This window comes from Duganella sp. AC917 (assembly GCF_979258245.1).
This window is the reverse complement of record NZ_OZ409848.1, coordinates 14258-29017: the sequence shown is the minus strand read 5'-3', so window position 1 is coordinate 29017 and position 14760 is coordinate 14258. Positions and strand designations below refer to the sequence as shown.

Genomic DNA, 14760 nt, shown 5'->3' with positions numbered 1-14760 from the left:
GGCCATGACGCTGCTGCAAATCTGGCGCGGCAATTTCTCGCCGCTGCGCTCCGCGCCCGTGCGCCTGTACCTGGCTGGCACCGGCGTCTCGATGCTGGGCAACTGGCTGCAGCAGACCGCCCAGGCACTGCTGGTGTTCAAGCTATCCGATGGCGCGGCCGGCGCATTGGGCACGGTGGCCTTCTGCGCCGGCCTGCCGCTGATACTGTTCAGCGCCTTTTCCGGCGCGCTGGCCGACCGCTTCGACCGCCGCCGGCTGCTGATCGCCTGCCACGTTATCGAAATGCTGCTGGCCTGCGCGCTGGCGCTGCTGACGCAGACCGGCCACGCGCAACTGGCGCATATCTACCTGATCGCCTTCCTGCTCGGCAGCGTCAACTCGATTCACTTCCCGGCGCAGCAAGCGCTGTTCTTCGAACTGACAGGCCTGGACCAGATCCGCAAACTGGTCAGCCTCAATTCGATGCTGCTCAATGTCTGCCGCAGCGCTGGGCCGGCGCTGGCCGGTTACCTGGTCGCGCGCTACGGCAGCGCGGTGGTGTTCTGGCAAAACGCCGCCACCTACCTGGCGGTGATCGCGGTGCTGGCGCACCTGCGCGGCTTTGGAGCGGCCGGGCCGGCGACGACGGTCAAAGCGGGGATGGGCGACGCGCTGCGCCACATCGGCGCCCATGTGCAGTTGCGCTATGCCTACTTCTCTTGCGCCGTACTGACCATGTTCGGACTGGCGACATTGACCCTGGCGCCCGCGCTGGCGCATGGCGACCCGCGCGAAACCGGGATGATACTGGCGGCGGCCGGCGGTGGTTCGCTGGTGTACGGGTTCTTGCTGTCGCCATTCGTCAACCGCATTGACCGCATGGGCCGGGCCTTGTCGCTCTCGCTGATGTGGATGGGCGGATGGCTGCTGGTGGCGTGTTACAGCGATACACCGGCTACGCGACTGCTGGCGATGTTCATGTTCGGACTGGCGACATCGATGGCGATGGTGGGCAGCACCGGCATGATCCAGGTGCTGGCGCCGTCGGCGATGCGTGGCCGTATGATGGGGATGTTCAGTGTGATCGGTTTTGGCGCGCAGCCGTTGGCGGCGCTGGCGACCGGCCTGCTGGCCGACCGTATCGGCGCGCACCGCGCGCTGGGCGTTTCCGGCACGCTGGCCATTGCCTGCGCCGGCGCCATGTTGAGCAATCCCGCATGGCGCGGCGCCAGCCTGCACGGCGGCGCCCCGGAACCGCTGGCGCTGCCATTGCCGCAAAAGCCGTGAAAGCCTAGCCGCCGTTGCGCGGCTGGCGGCCGAGGATAACGTGACTCGGGTCGTTGAAGCCCGGCGTCGACGGATGGCCGCTGACCACCAGCCGGTCGACCAGCGCTTCGTCTTCGGCGGTAAAGGTGTACTTCAACGCCGGCAGGTAATCATCCCACTGCTCCTCGGTGCGCGGGCCGGTGATGGCGGACGTGATCAGACGATTGTTCAGCACCCAGGCTAGCGCGAACTGGCCGGCGCTGATGCCGCGCTCCTCCGCATGGCGTTTGATTTCCTGCGCCAGCTGCAGCGATTCGGGACGCCACTCGGTCTGCAGGATGCGCTTGTCGTTACGGCCGGCGCGGGTGCCTTCCGGCGGCGGCAAGTCCGGATCGTACTTGCCGGTCAGGACGCCCCGTGCCAACGGGCTGAATGACACCACGCCAACGCCGTAATAGTCTGCCGCCGACAAGTGCTCGGCCTCCGGCTGGCGGTTGGCCAGGTTGTAGCAAGGCTGGCTGGCGGCCGGCCGGTCCACGCCCAGCAAATCGGCCACGCGGACGAATTCGGCCAGCTTCCACGCACGGTGGTTGGACACGCCCCAGTAACGCAGCTTGCCCGCCTGGACCAGGTCGGCCAGCGCGCGCACGGTTTCCTCGGGACGCGTTTCGTGGTCTTCGCGGTGCAGGTAAAACAGGTCGATGTAATCGGTGCCGAGCCGTTTCAGGCTGGCCTCGACCGACTGGATCACGTTCTTGCGCGACGCGCCCTTGTCGTTCGGGCCGGAGGCGCCAGGATTGGGGTTGACGAATTTGGTCGCCAGCACCCATTGGTTGCGGCGGGGAGCGATCAGGCGACCGACCGTCTCCTCGGATTTTCCGCCGTTGTAGCCGTTGGCGGTGTCGATGAAATTGACGCCCTGTTCAAAAGCCTTGTCGGTGATACGGCGCGCCACCGCGTCGTCGGTCTGGCCGCCGAACATCATGGTGCCCAGACACAGCGGCGATACCTTGATACCGGTCTTGCCCAAATTTCGATAGGTCATGCAATCAACTCCTGTCATAAAAGTCTGAATCGGTGAAGGTCTTTGAATCGTCAAGAATAGCCAGTAAGGCCGCCATGCGAAACGAATGTTTTCGCGCTTGTTTATGCCGATCCGGCCCGGCGAAACCTGCCGACATATCCATATTCAGAATGATTCGTTCAATCGCGCCGGAGAGCTGGCTATATTGAGAACCGACCGGTACTTATCGTCCACGAAAGGAATTGCGATGTCCAACGTCCGCCCCCTCGAGCCGCGCGCCGCGCCTACTGAACTGTGGTACACCCGCTGCCCGGTGCCCACCACGTCGGGCATCGCCCAGCATTTCCGCTGGCTGCATGCCGAATTCGCGCGCCACGGTGTGCGTCTCGAGTCGATCAGGGCCTCGACCGATCCGGCGGTGCGCGAGTCGCATTTCAATCACAGCCACCCGGACATGTTCCGTGAAGGGGGCAACGCTCCGCCGATCTGGGCTCGCGCCAATGGACAGGACACGGTCGTCGTCGGCATCACCTGGGTCGACGAGGAACAGGTGATACTGGTGAGGCCAGACAGCCGTATCCACAGCCTGGCGGACCTCAAAGGCAAGCGCCTCGGGCTACCCAAGCAGATCGAGACGAGCCACGTAGATGTCGGCCGCGCGCAAGACCTGCGTGGCCTGCTGACAGCTTTGAAGCTGGCCGGCCTGCGGCGCGATGAAGTCAGCTTCGTCGATGTCGAGGACAGCATCGGCGACGGCCTGCGCGAAGACAACGGCGCAGACCAGCGCAAGCGCAAGGCGCCGCCGCGCAGGCACGCAACCAGCGACGCCCTGCTAGGCGGCCAGGTGGACGCCATTTACGCCAAGGGCGCGGTCAGCGCCACGTTGATTGCCAACCACGGGCTGCGCGCGATCGTCGACTTCAATCAGTATACGGACCCGCTGGTACGCATCAACTCAGGCACGCCGCGGCCGATCACCGTCAACCGCGCGCTCGCCAAGCAGCACCCGGAACTGGTGGCGCGCTATCTGGCGGTACTGCTGCGCACCGCTGAATGGGCCAGCGAACATCCCGACGACGTGGTGCGCGCCATCGCCGCTGAAACAAGTTCCTCGGAAAGCGCCGTGCGGCAGGGTTACGGCGCCAGGTTGCACGAACAGTTTGAACCGAAGCTCAGCGTCGACTATGTGCGGGCGTTGGAGCTGCAGAAGAACTTCTTCGTCGAGGAAGGATTCATCGAGAAGGACTTCGACTTCGCATCGTGGATCGTCCCCGGTCCACTGGAACTGGCTTACAGCCTGGTTCCGGAGGTGACGCTGGAGCAGCCGAAGGCGGATGCGGCTTAATGGCGCCGGCGGCTGGTGATGCGCTGACCGCATTGTTCGGTGCGGAAGGTGCGCTGGCACTGCTGGACGGTTATTGGCCCGAGCGCCGCTTCGTCGTCCACCGCCAGCCGGAGCAGTTGCCCGCGCCTCTGCGCGCGGAGGAACTGGCCAGCCTGGACGCGCTGGCACAACGCTACCGTGGCGCGGTCACATTTGGCCGGGGCGCGCGCGATGCCCGCACCATGAATCTCGACACCAATGCCGTCAGTCTCTTCAAGCTGGGGATGACGGTGTACCTGCCCGATATCGCCAGGTTCTTGCCGGACCTCGGAGCCTGGCTGCTGTCGCTGGAGCGGGCGCTGGGATTGCCGGTGGGCTGCGCCAGGATCGGCGCTTTCGCGTCCCCACGCGACGACGGTGTGGCTTGCCATTTCGATGCAGACGACGTTATCTCGATCCAGCTGCAGGGCACCAAGGTATTCCACGTCGCGCCGGTGAGCGGCTTACGCTATCCGAGCGGACGCCAGTTCGGCCCGGGCATGCTGCCGGGCGACGAGCTATATCCGCAGGCCGGTGATGGATTTCCCACGCCGGATACGGAGACGTTCGAGCGAATCGACATGCATCCGGGGTCGGTGCTGTTTCTGCCGCGCGGAACCTGGCACCGCACTGAGGCGCCGCAAGACTCTTTCGCGGTGAGCATCGGTATTCGGCCACCGGTGGCAATAGACCGGCTGCTACAACGACTGCGCGACTTGTTGCTTCAGGAGCCGCAGTGGCGACGCCCCCTGTATGAAAACGGCGCTGCCGCAGAGGCGCGTATGGAGGAGCTGTTACACGATCTGCCAGCCATGTTGGGACGCATTGCGCCCGGGGATCTGCTGGCTGCCCCCGCGACCTCGGATCGGTTTCAGCGCATTCCCATGGCGACTTTGCGTCATGAACCCAGCGGCATTGGCAGGTTGCGGTTACGGGTGACCGCCTGGGACGGCGACTGGATCGAGCGGGAGACGCTGGACACCGAGGCGCCCGCGCCGCTGGCCGGGGCACTCGACTGGCTAGCGGAGCACGGCGCGGCGTTTAGCATCGCGCAGTTCGAGGCCCGCTTTCCCGGTTTGGCGCCAGCCGATGCGCGTCAGGTTCTAAGTTTGCTGGCCCGGGCCGGATTCCTGAAGTCTCTATGGTTCCCCCTTGCGAAGCCCTCGATCACATAGGTCCGACGCGGGCTCACACAACTACGCGGCGGCGCGAGCCTGTCCGCTCTGTACCCAAAGCGATTGGCCCGGAGCGCTGCGCACATCCGGCCAGTTTTCCCGCAGGCTGGTCGAATGACCATGCTCGAAGGCGGCAATCGATTTGCGTACCGCCTCGAAACCGTGATCCAGCATCTGCGCCTCATAGGCATTCAACCCGTCCAACAGCGCCTTGCGGCCGGCCTTGACCTCGACCAGTTGACGCAGCAGGAACGCGGCATCCGCCATCGCCGTATTGGCGCCCAGCGCGCGGAAGTACGTCATGCTGTGGATCGAGTCACCCAGCAAGGTGGCGGCGCGGGTCGGCCACGGCTCGACCGGCAGCGAAGTGCGGATCGGCAGCACACCCAAGGTCGACGTGTCGGTCAGGTCGAACAGCTGGCGGTATGCCGGATGCCATCCCGCCACCGCCTGGTTGATGAATTCCCGCAGCTGGCCACCATCGAACTTGAACAGCACATCGTCCGGCGGCAACTGTTCACGCAGGCCGCTCAACGCCCACATGATGTAGCTCTTCGTATTGTCGAACAGCAGACCGGCATGGACATCGAGGGCGGCGTCGTTACCGCCGATTTCTCCGGTGGCCTCGTGGCCGGGCTGGAACTCATGCGCGGTGAAGAACAGGTTGAAGCCACTGTCCGACTTGACCGATAGCGTCTTCCGGTAAAACATTTCCGGCACGGCGCGTTTGACCACCTCCGTCAGCTCGATCTTGCCGGCCAGTCGCCGCGCGCCGGTATCGACCCAGCGCGCATGCGGCACCAGTTGGCGACGCACGCGCGAGTTGGCGCCGTCGGCGCCCACCAGCACATCGCCCACCGCCGTGCTGCCATCGGTGAAGTAGGCCACAACCTTGCCGTCGGCCCGCTCCTCGTAGCGATCAAAAGTTTTCTGGTGATGCAGCACATCGGACAGACCGGATAGCAGCACCTGACGCAGCGTGATGCGGCTCACCGACTTATCGCGCTCGCTGTTTTCCAAATCCGGATCGGTGATCTCACGCGGCACCTCTTCCAGCTGCTCCGAGAGCACCGCGTAGTCGGGCGGCGCGGCGGCGTAAGTGGTGGCGAAAGCCTCGTAGAGCGCCGCAGGCAGGCAGGCGCGCAAGGCCTCGATGCCGCGTGTGCGGATCTGCAGGCGAAATCCCTGCAGATAGTCGGTGCGGGCTGCGTCGCGCTCATACACCGCCACGCTGATGCCCTCCTTCTTCAATCCCTGCGCCAGCAACAGGCCACCCGGCCCGGCGCCGATCACGATTACATGCAACGCTTGATGCTCGGTCATACTTTGTCCTCTTGAATAAATTATGCGGCGGCCTGCCAGGCCGGCTCGCTTTGATGCAGATGCACTTCCCAGCCGCGCCGGCGCAGCCAGTGCGCGGTCGTAGCCGCGCGCACGCCGGTGTCGTCAATCAGCACCAATCGCGCGCCGCGCACCGCCAGGAAGCGGAAAGTGCCGAGAATGAGCTGCCCACCCGGCGCCGACAACGCGCCCGGCAAGTGATCGCGTGCATATTCGTCGCTGGTGCGAACGTCGACCAGATAGGTGGTGCGGGCACCATCCTCGCGCCACTGGGCGATGCGCCCGGCGTCGACCTGGCCGATCTCGGGATTCTGGAGGCGACGCGTCTTGCGCTGTGCGAAATCGCCGGCGTCGGCGCTATAGGGTCCGAACACCCGGGTCGGGCCGTGTTCGAGTTCAAACCCGGCGTCGCGCCAGCCCTTGGTGCCGTCGTACAGGAAGACCACCGGATTGCCAACGCCGGCGTCGATCAATGTCTGTGCGCCGAGGATGGCGCGGGCCAGCAATGCGCACGATACCACCACCAGCGTTTCCGCCGCCGGCACCAGATCCAGATAGCGCTGCAACAGCTCCGCTCCGGGCACGCTGACGGCACCCGGCACATGGGATTCGCTGTACTCTTCCAGCGAGCGGGTATCGAGCACGATCGAGTTCCGGCCATCGCGGCGCAGGTCAGCCAATTGCTGCGCCGTGATCGAGGGCGTACCCTCGGCACGCAGGATTTGGTCGGCGTAGTCATTGCCGGTGACGCTGAAGGTGGTGGCGAAACCGCTTGCCGCCCAGGCGCCGATGCCGCCCTTCAGCACCCGCACCGCGCTGTAGCCCAGGTCCAGCAGCAGACGAGCGCCCTGCTCCGCCACGCCGTCGCCGCCGTCAACCAGCACCACGGCGGTGTCGCGTCGCGGCACCGCGCGGACGATGTCGCGTTCAAGGCGTTCGAACGGTAGATTGGATGCGTTCAGCGGCGCGCCCCATTTACCGAATTGCTGCGCGCCGCGTAGGTCAAGCACGGCCAGTTCGCCGGGCTGGTTGAGCAACTGGTTCAGGGCTGCGCTGTCGATATGGAAAATAGTCACGGTAGCCTCGTTCAGGTGGGCGGCGCGAACGCGCCGGGTGGGGTTACAGCCGAAGGCCGGCCTGCTTCAGCAATGGCAGGATGCGTTCGCCGAAATGCTGCAGGTCGGGCAGAAAATCATCGAAACTCAGTTGCACGCCGTCGATGCCGGTTTTCTTCAACGCCAGCAGCTGGTCGACCACCTGCTCCGGGCTGCCGATGATCTCGATATTGCCACCGACGCCAAGGCCCTGTTTATGGCTGGCGTCCTTGCGGCCGCGCCAGGCGTGGGCATCGCTGGCGTAATCGTGCTTGCCGGTGCGCTCGGAGTTGGCGACGATGGCGCGCGCATGCTCGTGCGCCTCACGCTCGGTTTCCCGGCAGACGATGACGGGATTGATCAAGGTACGCACGCGGCGGCCCTTGGCCTCGGCGGCGTTACGGATGGTGGCGATATGCGCGGGCAGCGTCTCGAGCGCGCTGTCGATATGCGCGCCACCGGGACTGGTGATGAAGACGATGTCGGAATACTCGGCGGCGAAGTCGATGCCGGCCGGCGAGCCGGTGGCATTGACCAGCAAAGGACGGCCAAACTGCGGCTTGGGCGTGACATAGGCATCCTTCAGGCGCCACGACGACTGGCCCTCGAACGAATAATTCTCAGTGTCGCCCCACAGCCGCTGCACCACGTCGAAAAACTCACCGGCCAGCGCGTAGCGGCGGTCATGTTCGATCTGTGGCGCGCCGAACATCTCGTGCTCGATAGCGCGGTGGCCGGTAACGATGTTGACGCCCCAGCGACCCTTGGAAATATGGTCCAGGGTGGCGCCGAATTTGGCGAAGTGCAGCGGGTGCCACGGTCCATACAGCACGTGCACGGTGGAGATCAGCAGGATATCCCGGGTGATCGCGGCCATCGCGCCCAGCGCGACAAAGGCGTCCAGCGAAGCTTCGCCGTCGTAGCCCCCTTTAGGCAGCCACTGCGTGCGGCTGAAGGCCAGCTCGAAGCCCAGCGCGTCGGCCAGCTTGACCACTTCGGCGTTGTAATCGAAGGTCCACGTCGAGGTGTTGGGCAGACGCGATTTGCGCATGTCCTGCAGGTTGAGGAACACGCCCAGCATCAACGGCTGCTGAAAAGCCCTGGCGACCGGGCTGCCGGCGATGTCGCCGGGCGCGCTAAGCTGAAAAGTCATGCGGCGGTTTCCTTACGCGGCCAGGCTGGTGAGCTCGGGCAGCTGTTCCAGCGGAGTTTCGAACAGGTGCGACAACACCTGGCGGCGGTAGCCGTCATAGACGCCCACCACGTTGGTCAGGTCCGATTGCCAGGCCCGCCCGGCATTGGCGATGCGGTGCCGGAGGTAGGGATTCAAACGTCGCTGCATATCGTCGTCGGCCGCCACCACCTTGGCCACCCACTCGCGGCGCGCCTCGTCGTCGGGCAGCGCGTCGAGATGGCCCTTGATCCAGTCGACGATATTGATCCGGTGAAGCAGCTCGTCGTCGGCCTCGTTGCCGGCGGCGTAATCGAGCACCTCGTCCTTTTTGCGGCCGTACTTGATTTTGGCGGTGCGTCCTTCGGCCTTGAGGCGGCCCTGGATGTGCATCTCGTAGTGCAGCTGGAAGGCCAGGAAGCCATACACATCGCGGTACGGGATATCGCCCAGCGCCTGCCACAACTCGGCGATGTAGCTTTCCACCAGCGGCAGCTGGTCGACACCCGTTAGCGTTTTGAGGCGATGCCGTGCCAGTTCCGCGTGGTGGCCGTCGTCGCCAACCTGGCGAGCCAGCTTCAGATGGAAGTGGGTGTCGATATCGAGGTTGGCGATCGCCTTGGAGACCGCCTGCACGATGAAGGTGTCGTGCGCCGCCAGTCGCGCCGTGAACTCGACCACTTCGGCGATTTCCTCGGCCGTCTCGGGCTCGCGCGTGTTACCCGGCGCGCTCAATGGCAGGTGCGGCGCGGCGACCGCGATAACCTGGTTGAACAGGGCGTTTTCGAACGGCGCGTCCCACTGGTGACGGCTGGCTTGCTCACTCATGCTGCGGTCCTTTCTTGCTGGTGATCGTTACAAAATGTCGGTTCATCTTAATGACCGCACCGGGCCTTGCAAACGAATAAAAAGCAGCTTTGTTATGCGTTGCGGTTTACGGCTCAGGCCTTGGCCAACCACGCCGAGGCGAAGTTGCCATACACGCTGTCGGCCGAGACGATGATGTTGTTCAGCCGCCGGCTGCGCACCACCGGCGGGCTGGCGGAAATCAGCGGCAAGGTCACGGCGTCGCGCTGCACGATCTCCTGGAACTGGCGGTAGAACGCGCGCCGCCTGGCCGGATCGAGCTCGATCTGCGCCGCCTCCAGCAACCGGTCGACCTCCGGGTTGTTGTAGTGCGCGCCGTTGGAAAACGCGATCCCCGGCTGGAAATTCTTCGACCAATAAAAGCGCTGGCTACCGATCGCCGGGTCGGGACCGGCCGCCGCGCCATAGACCACGGTATCGAAGTCGCGCCGCGTGTAGACGCGGTTGACGAATTCGCCGGCATCCTGCACGCGCACGTTCAGCTGCACGCCGATGCGGCGCAAGCTGCCGCGCAAATACTGCGCCGCCGTCGTCATCGCGTGCGTGGGATACGGATCGCACGTCAACGTCAGGCGCACGCCCTTTGCATCCGGCTTCAGTCCGGCCGCGTCGAGCAATGCAATCGCGCGCGCCGGATCGTAGGCGTAGGACGGCAAGCCAGTGGCAAAGAATGCCGGCAGCGTTTCCGGAATCGGCGAGGTGGCTGCCACCGCGTCCCCGAACCAGACATTCTTGACCAGGAAATCACGATCGATGGCATGGGCGATGGCTTGGCGCACACGCGGGTCGCGCAGCGCCGGCCGATCCAGGTTGAACTCGAACGAAGTGATGGTCGACGAAAAACCGGTCGGACGGGTATCGACCACCAGCGCCGGATTGCGCCGCAACCGCACCACATCGGCCGGCGCGGCGGCGGTGGCAAGCTGGATCGTGCCCGTTTCCAGCGCGGCCGCCATGGACGCCGGATCGGGCAGGAAGCGAAAAATCAGCCGGTCCAGATACGGCTGCTCCGGTTGCCAGTAGTGGGGATTTCGTTCAAGCACGAGATTGCTGCCGCGGGTCCAGCTCACGAAGCGGAACGGCCCCGTACCGATCGGCGCGTTGTTGGCCGGATTGCGCAGCACCTCACCCTGCTGGTACATGTGGGCCGGCAAAACCTGCGATTCGGCCGAGGCCAGCGCGCTCAAAATATACGGCGCCGGCTTGGACAGGCGCCATATCGACGTCAGCGGATCGGGCGAATCGACCGCGACCACGTTGGCAAAGGTGCCACGACCACGACTGTGATAAACGCGCCACACCTTCAGCAGCGAAAACGCCACGTCGGCCGACGTGAACGGCTTGCCGTCATGCCAGCGCACGCCCGGGCGCAGCTTAAAAGTTAAGGTCAGGCCATCCTTGCTCACGCTCCAGGCGGTGGCCAGCTGGGGCTGCGGCGTCAGCGTCAGGTCGTAGGTCAGCAGACCGTCGAAGATTTTCCCCGACACCATCTGGCTCGGTCCGGCCGAGGTGATCGCGCTGGTCAGCGTGGTCGGCTCCGGATTGGCGCCGACCACCAGCGTGCCGCCGCGCTGTGGTACGGCCGACGCGGCGGCCGCGCCTGACAACGCGGGCCAGGCCAGCGCGCCCGCGCCGACCGCGCCGATGAATTGTCGTCTTGAAAATTGCATGGCACCTCCCCGATCAATGTGGCGTGCGATCACCAGCTGACATCGACGCGCGCGTAGTAGTAGCCGCCATCGATGCCGTAAGGCGAAACCCAGCTGTACGAAGGGCTGGTCACCGGGATCGCAAAGAAGCGCTTGGCCTCGCTGTTCAGCTCGTTCGGGCGCTTGCCGAAAAGGTTGTCGGCACCGAGCGATATGCGCACGTGCTTGTTGTAGGCGTACCCGGCGTTGAGGTTGGTGATGAACGCGGCATCGACCTCCTCGTCGCGCGCGGCGGCGACCGAACTGGCGTTACGCACCTTGCCGTAGCGGGTCTCCTTGATGGTCAGGTCGAACTTGCCGATCTTCCACAAGGCGCTCAGCGAACTGATATTTTTCGGGTTGTTCTCCGTCAGCGCGCTGATGGTGGCGCGGTTGTAGGCGATGCCGCTGTTGGCCAGCACGGCGGGGATCGCCGCCAGTTCCGTGACCTTGGTCGAGTTCTGGTTGCTGGTGAAGATCCAGTCGATCTTGCCGTAGCCGGCCGGCAGGTCGGTGCGATGGTCGATCACCAGATCGAGGCCACGGGTACGCGTGCTGGCGGCATTGGTGAAATACGTCACCGAGGTGATCTGGCTCGACGCCAGGCCGCTCGCGTTGAGGATGCGATTGACTGTCGCCCCCTGCAAGGTCGGGGTGGAGATGATGCGGTTGCGAATCGCGATCTGATACGCGTCCAGGCTGACGTTGGTGTCCTTCCACGGCTTCAGCACCAAGCCCACGCTGTGACTGACGGAGCGTTGCGGCGACAGGTCGGTGGCGCCAAGCGCGCGCGCCACCACGCTGTTGGGCGGCGCCGTCAGGGCAAAGCTCTGGCGCAGTTGGGCGGTGGTCGGATCGGTGGTGTAGCCGCCGACCTTGGTGCTGTAATACTGCTGCTGCATGGTCGGCGCCGAGAAGCCGTTGCTCACCGTGGCGCGCAAGGCGACGCCGTCGCTGACCGCATAGCGGGTCGACAGCTTGCCGGTCCTCACGTTACCGAAGTCGTTGTAATGCTCGAAGCGTGCGGCGGCCGCCGCGCTCCATTTGGCGCTGAAGTCCTGGCTGAAGTCGGCGTACACGGCGTCGTTGGTGCGCGAGTACGAACCGGTGACGTCGGGCGAGAAACCGCCCATGCCCGAGGCGCCCGGATTCGGCCGCTGGCCGGCCAGCGGGCCCGACGGGAACGCGTATCCCCCATTGGCGTACGACGCCCATTCGCCCTCGAGCTGCTTGAAGTGCTCGACCCGGTGCTCATAGCCGGCCGACACCGTCAGCGGCCTGGCGAACCAGCCGCTGGCCACGCTGCGCGTCACATCCAGATTGGTCACCCACTCGCTGGACTCGAGCGCGCCGTCGTAGAAATCATGCTGGGTTTGATAGGCCGGCCCCAGCGAGCCGTTCAGCGACTCCTTGGTATAGATCTTCGCCTTGTCGTGGCCGTAGCTGGTGCTCAGGTCCCAGTCCCAGCCGAGCGCGTTCTTGCCGCGCGCGCCGGCCACCACCTGGAAATCGGTTTCCCTGGTTTCGAACTTGGGGATGAAGCCGTCCGGGTAGACGTCGGGATAATTCTGCGGCGAGCTGGCGGGACGGTAGTAGCCCCATCCTTGTGAATAGCGGTCGCTGGCGGTCGAATACGAATACAGCGTGACGTCGTCGTTCAACGGCAATTCGGCGTTGTAGGCCAGGTTGTAGGTCTCGCCGGCCGGTTTGCCCATGATCATCTTGTAGCGCGACTGCGACGTCTCGCGCGGATCGTTACCGAAATAGATTTTGGTGGTGGTCGGGATCGGTCCCTGGTTGTTGGTGGCGCGGTGGGCGTCGGCGGTGGCGCTGATGTTGATGAAGCCGCCTTTGTCGCCCAGCTCGAAGCCCTGGCTGAACAAGGCGTTGTTGGTCTTGCCGCGACCGTCGAAATCGCCGACCGTCTCGCCATACTGGCCATACAAATAGCTGAAGGCGCCGCCGCCGGCATTGGTCTTCAGGATGATGTTGATCACGCCGCTGATGGCGTCCGAGCCATATTGGGCGGCGGCGCCGTCGCGCAGCACCTCGATGTGTTCGACCGCGCTCATCGGGATCAGATCGAGATCGGTGGGCGACTGGCCGTTGATGATCAGCGGCGTTTTGTGGCGGCGCTTGCCGTTGACCAGCACCAGCACGCTGTTGGCGTCGAGGCCGCGTAACGTGGCGGTGGCCACGGCAATGCCGGTCTGGCCCTTGAAGCCGGGCGTGTTGCTGTAGGAGGGATACAGCGTCGACAAGGCGTCGCGCAGGTTTTGCTTGCCGGTGCTCGCCAACTCCTTGGCGCCGACCACGTCGATCGGCGACAGGCTGTCGGCGATGCTGCGCGCCGCGCCGCGCGAGCCGGTCACCACCACGATATCGCGCGCCTGGATGGCGCCGTTGTCGATTGCCGTCGGCGCGTCCTCGGCCATGACCGCAGCGCTGGCGAACAAGCTGCCCAGCACCAGCGCCAGGGGCGACAGACGCGGCAGACGCGGCACAGCGCGGCAAGTTCCTTGTTTTTTTTGCGACAACTTCGACATCAGAGACCCCTAGTGAGAATGTGTGAGAAACCAGTTCACGGGGACTATATCAATCGATGTTTTCTTTGATAACGAATCTTTTTGTCGTCTGTTATTACATTTGGTTTACGCGTAAAAGCCGGAGTGAGCGTCTAACGATATGCGTTTTAAGCACTGGACGTTTGCAGCCGATTGCGGCAAGCTGATCGGCCGGAAAGCCAGTATCCGTGCGGCTCTGGGGCGACGAGATAAGCGTCCGGACATTAAAAATCGTACCGGCCGAACGATATTTTTTTATTATTTATATTATTTTCGGCGTCGCCTAGGGCCGCGCCAGCGGATCATACCAATACGCCTTGTTAGACAACGGCGTCTTCGGTGGCAGGAACGGATTGTCCAGCTTGAAAATGCGCCGTTTGCGCAAACCCACCTTCTCGATCAGGCCATCGTAAGCCTGATGAAACAGCCGATCCAGACGTCCATCGGCGGCGATCGACCGCATGCCGTACTCCAGCCGTTCCGCCAGTCGCGGCTGGGCAGGCGAGATGAAAAAATAACGCGCCAGCGGCATGTACAGCGCCAGCTCTTCCTCGATGGCCAGTGTAGGCAGCCCGGGGGCGTAGGCTTCCCGCTCGTAGACCGCCTCTTCCACCGAACGGGGGAAAAACACAAACCGCTCGGCAGCGAGCATGGCCTGCATGCCGAGGACGGAAGTGCCCATCACAACTTTGAAACCATTATGGACGAGCACCGGCGTCGAGCCCCACTGCCGGCCGGCGCCCACCGTCAGTTCCTTCAACTGCGGCAAACCGCGCACCGCGCTGAACTGTGCCTGGCGGCGGCCGTCGATCAGGAAAATGCGGTAGCCGGAAAATCCTTTGTCGATCGGAATGCGGATCGGGACCAGCTTGCGCTCCCACTCCTCCGAAGTGACCTGCGCGGTCAGGTTGACCATGTCGCCCTTGGCCATTTCCTGCATCAGACGGTCCCGCTCCATGATCAGCGGCGCGACGATCAGCTCGAAAGGGCCGTATTTTTCGCTCGACGCCTCCAACGCCGCCTTCAACACGGCCAGCGCGTACCGGTCCCGGTAATCAGGATTATTGAAGACAAAATCACCCCGGTAGGTATCGAGCGCGCGCGCCGGTTGCGACCAGCCCAACAGCGCCAGCGCCAGCAGCGCGCCGCCGGCCAGCCGTACGGCGCCCGCCGGCAGGCGGCCGGTCCGACCCCGCTTGAGGACAAGTGCCGTGTTCATGGTGCCCA

11 protein-coding genes are annotated in these 14760 nt (G+C 64.4%); 3 read left to right on the top strand and 8 right to left on the bottom strand.

Annotated elements, in window-relative coordinates; all coding sequences use genetic code 11:
* The first annotated feature begins 4 nt into the window (after positions 1 to 4).
* Positions 5 to 1267, top strand: coding sequence for an MFS transporter (locus tag ACZ0BA_RS00125; protein ID WP_463449357.1), 1263 nt, complete (start codon positions 5 to 7; stop codon positions 1265 to 1267).
* 4 nt (positions 1268 to 1271) lie between these two features.
* On the opposite strand, the gene ACZ0BA_RS00120 is transcribed toward ACZ0BA_RS00125, so the two are convergent.
* Positions 1272 to 2291 carry an aldo/keto reductase gene (locus ACZ0BA_RS00120; RefSeq protein WP_463449356.1) on the bottom strand — a complete coding sequence of 340 codons (1020 nt, stop codon included), beginning with the start codon at positions 2289 to 2291 and terminating at the stop codon, positions 1272 to 1274.
* Positions 2292 to 2376: 85 nt separating this feature from the next.
* On the opposite strand from ACZ0BA_RS00120, the gene ACZ0BA_RS00115 reads away from it, so the two are divergent.
* A complete protein-coding gene (locus ACZ0BA_RS00115) occupies positions 2377 to 3615 on the top strand; it encodes an ABC transporter substrate-binding protein (RefSeq protein WP_463449355.1) in 1239 nt (412 codons plus the stop codon).
* Positions 3615 to 4808, top strand: a complete 1194-nt coding sequence (locus ACZ0BA_RS00110) for a JmjC domain-containing protein (RefSeq protein ID WP_463449354.1) — start codon at positions 3615 to 3617, stop codon at positions 4806 to 4808. The genes ACZ0BA_RS00115 and ACZ0BA_RS00110 overlap by 1 nt, the downstream gene beginning before the upstream one ends.
* 21 nt (positions 4809 to 4829) lie before the next feature.
* Here ACZ0BA_RS00110 and ACZ0BA_RS00105 read toward each other — a convergent pair whose 3' ends face one another.
* From ACZ0BA_RS00105 to ACZ0BA_RS00075, 7 genes are all read right to left on the bottom strand, one after another.
* Complete coding sequence (locus ACZ0BA_RS00105) at positions 4830 to 6131, bottom strand: FAD-dependent oxidoreductase (protein ID WP_463449353.1); 1302 nt, start codon at positions 6129 to 6131, stop codon at positions 4830 to 4832.
* Positions 6132 to 6151: 20 nt separating this feature from the next.
* Positions 6152 to 7225, bottom strand: a complete 1074-nt coding sequence (locus ACZ0BA_RS00100) for a rhodanese-like domain-containing protein (RefSeq protein WP_463449352.1) — start codon at positions 7223 to 7225, stop codon at positions 6152 to 6154.
* Positions 7226 to 7268: 43 nt separating this feature from the next.
* Positions 7269 to 8396 carry an LLM class flavin-dependent oxidoreductase gene (locus ACZ0BA_RS00095; protein ID WP_463449351.1) on the bottom strand — a complete coding sequence of 376 codons (1128 nt, stop codon included), beginning with the start codon at positions 8394 to 8396 and terminating at the stop codon, positions 7269 to 7271.
* 12 nt (positions 8397 to 8408) lie between these two features.
* Positions 8409 to 9242: a hypothetical protein gene (locus ACZ0BA_RS00090; RefSeq protein WP_463449350.1), complete on the bottom strand. Its 834-nt coding sequence runs from the start codon at positions 9240 to 9242 to the stop codon at positions 8409 to 8411.
* Positions 9243 to 9355: 113 nt separating this feature from the next.
* Positions 9356 to 10951, bottom strand: coding sequence for an ABC transporter substrate-binding protein (locus ACZ0BA_RS00085; RefSeq protein ID WP_463449349.1), 1596 nt, complete (start codon positions 10949 to 10951; stop codon positions 9356 to 9358).
* A 29-nt stretch (positions 10952 to 10980) separates the two neighbouring features.
* The gene (locus ACZ0BA_RS00080; protein ID WP_463449348.1) at positions 10981 to 13473 is read right to left on the bottom strand and encodes a TonB-dependent receptor plug domain-containing protein; all 2493 of its coding nucleotides are present in this window, start codon (positions 13471 to 13473) and stop codon (positions 10981 to 10983) included.
* 343 nt (positions 13474 to 13816) lie between these two features.
* Positions 13817 to 14752 (bottom strand): hypothetical protein, encoded by a 936-nt coding sequence (locus tag ACZ0BA_RS00075; protein WP_463449347.1) that lies wholly within the window; start codon positions 14750 to 14752, stop codon positions 13817 to 13819.
* Positions 14753 to 14760 lie beyond the last annotated feature (8 nt).

Coding starts and splice junctions, on each gene's coding strand:
- ACZ0BA_RS00125 (WP_463449357.1), top strand. CDS start 5: ATGACGCTGCTGCAAATCTGGCGCGGCAATTTCTCGCCGCTGCGCTCC.
- ACZ0BA_RS00120 (WP_463449356.1), bottom strand. CDS start 2,291: ATGACCTATCGAAATTTGGGCAAGACCGGTATCAAGGTATCGCCGCTG.
- ACZ0BA_RS00115 (WP_463449355.1), top strand. CDS start 2,377: ATGTTTTCGCGCTTGTTTATGCCGATCCGGCCCGGCGAAACCTGCCGA.
- ACZ0BA_RS00110 (WP_463449354.1), top strand. CDS start 3,615: ATGGCGCCGGCGGCTGGTGATGCGCTGACCGCATTGTTCGGTGCGGAA.
- ACZ0BA_RS00105 (WP_463449353.1), bottom strand. CDS start 6,131: ATGACCGAGCATCAAGCGTTGCATGTAATCGTGATCGGCGCCGGGCCG.
- ACZ0BA_RS00095 (WP_463449351.1), bottom strand. CDS start 8,396: ATGACTTTTCAGCTTAGCGCGCCCGGCGACATCGCCGGCAGCCCGGTC.
- ACZ0BA_RS00090 (WP_463449350.1), bottom strand. CDS start 9,242: ATGAGTGAGCAAGCCAGCCGTCACCAGTGGGACGCGCCGTTCGAAAAC.
- ACZ0BA_RS00085 (WP_463449349.1), bottom strand. CDS start 10,951: ATGCAATTTTCAAGACGACAATTCATCGGCGCGGTCGGCGCGGGCGCG.
- ACZ0BA_RS00075 (WP_463449347.1), bottom strand. CDS start 14,752: ATGAACACGGCACTTGTCCTCAAGCGGGGTCGGACCGGCCGCCTGCCG.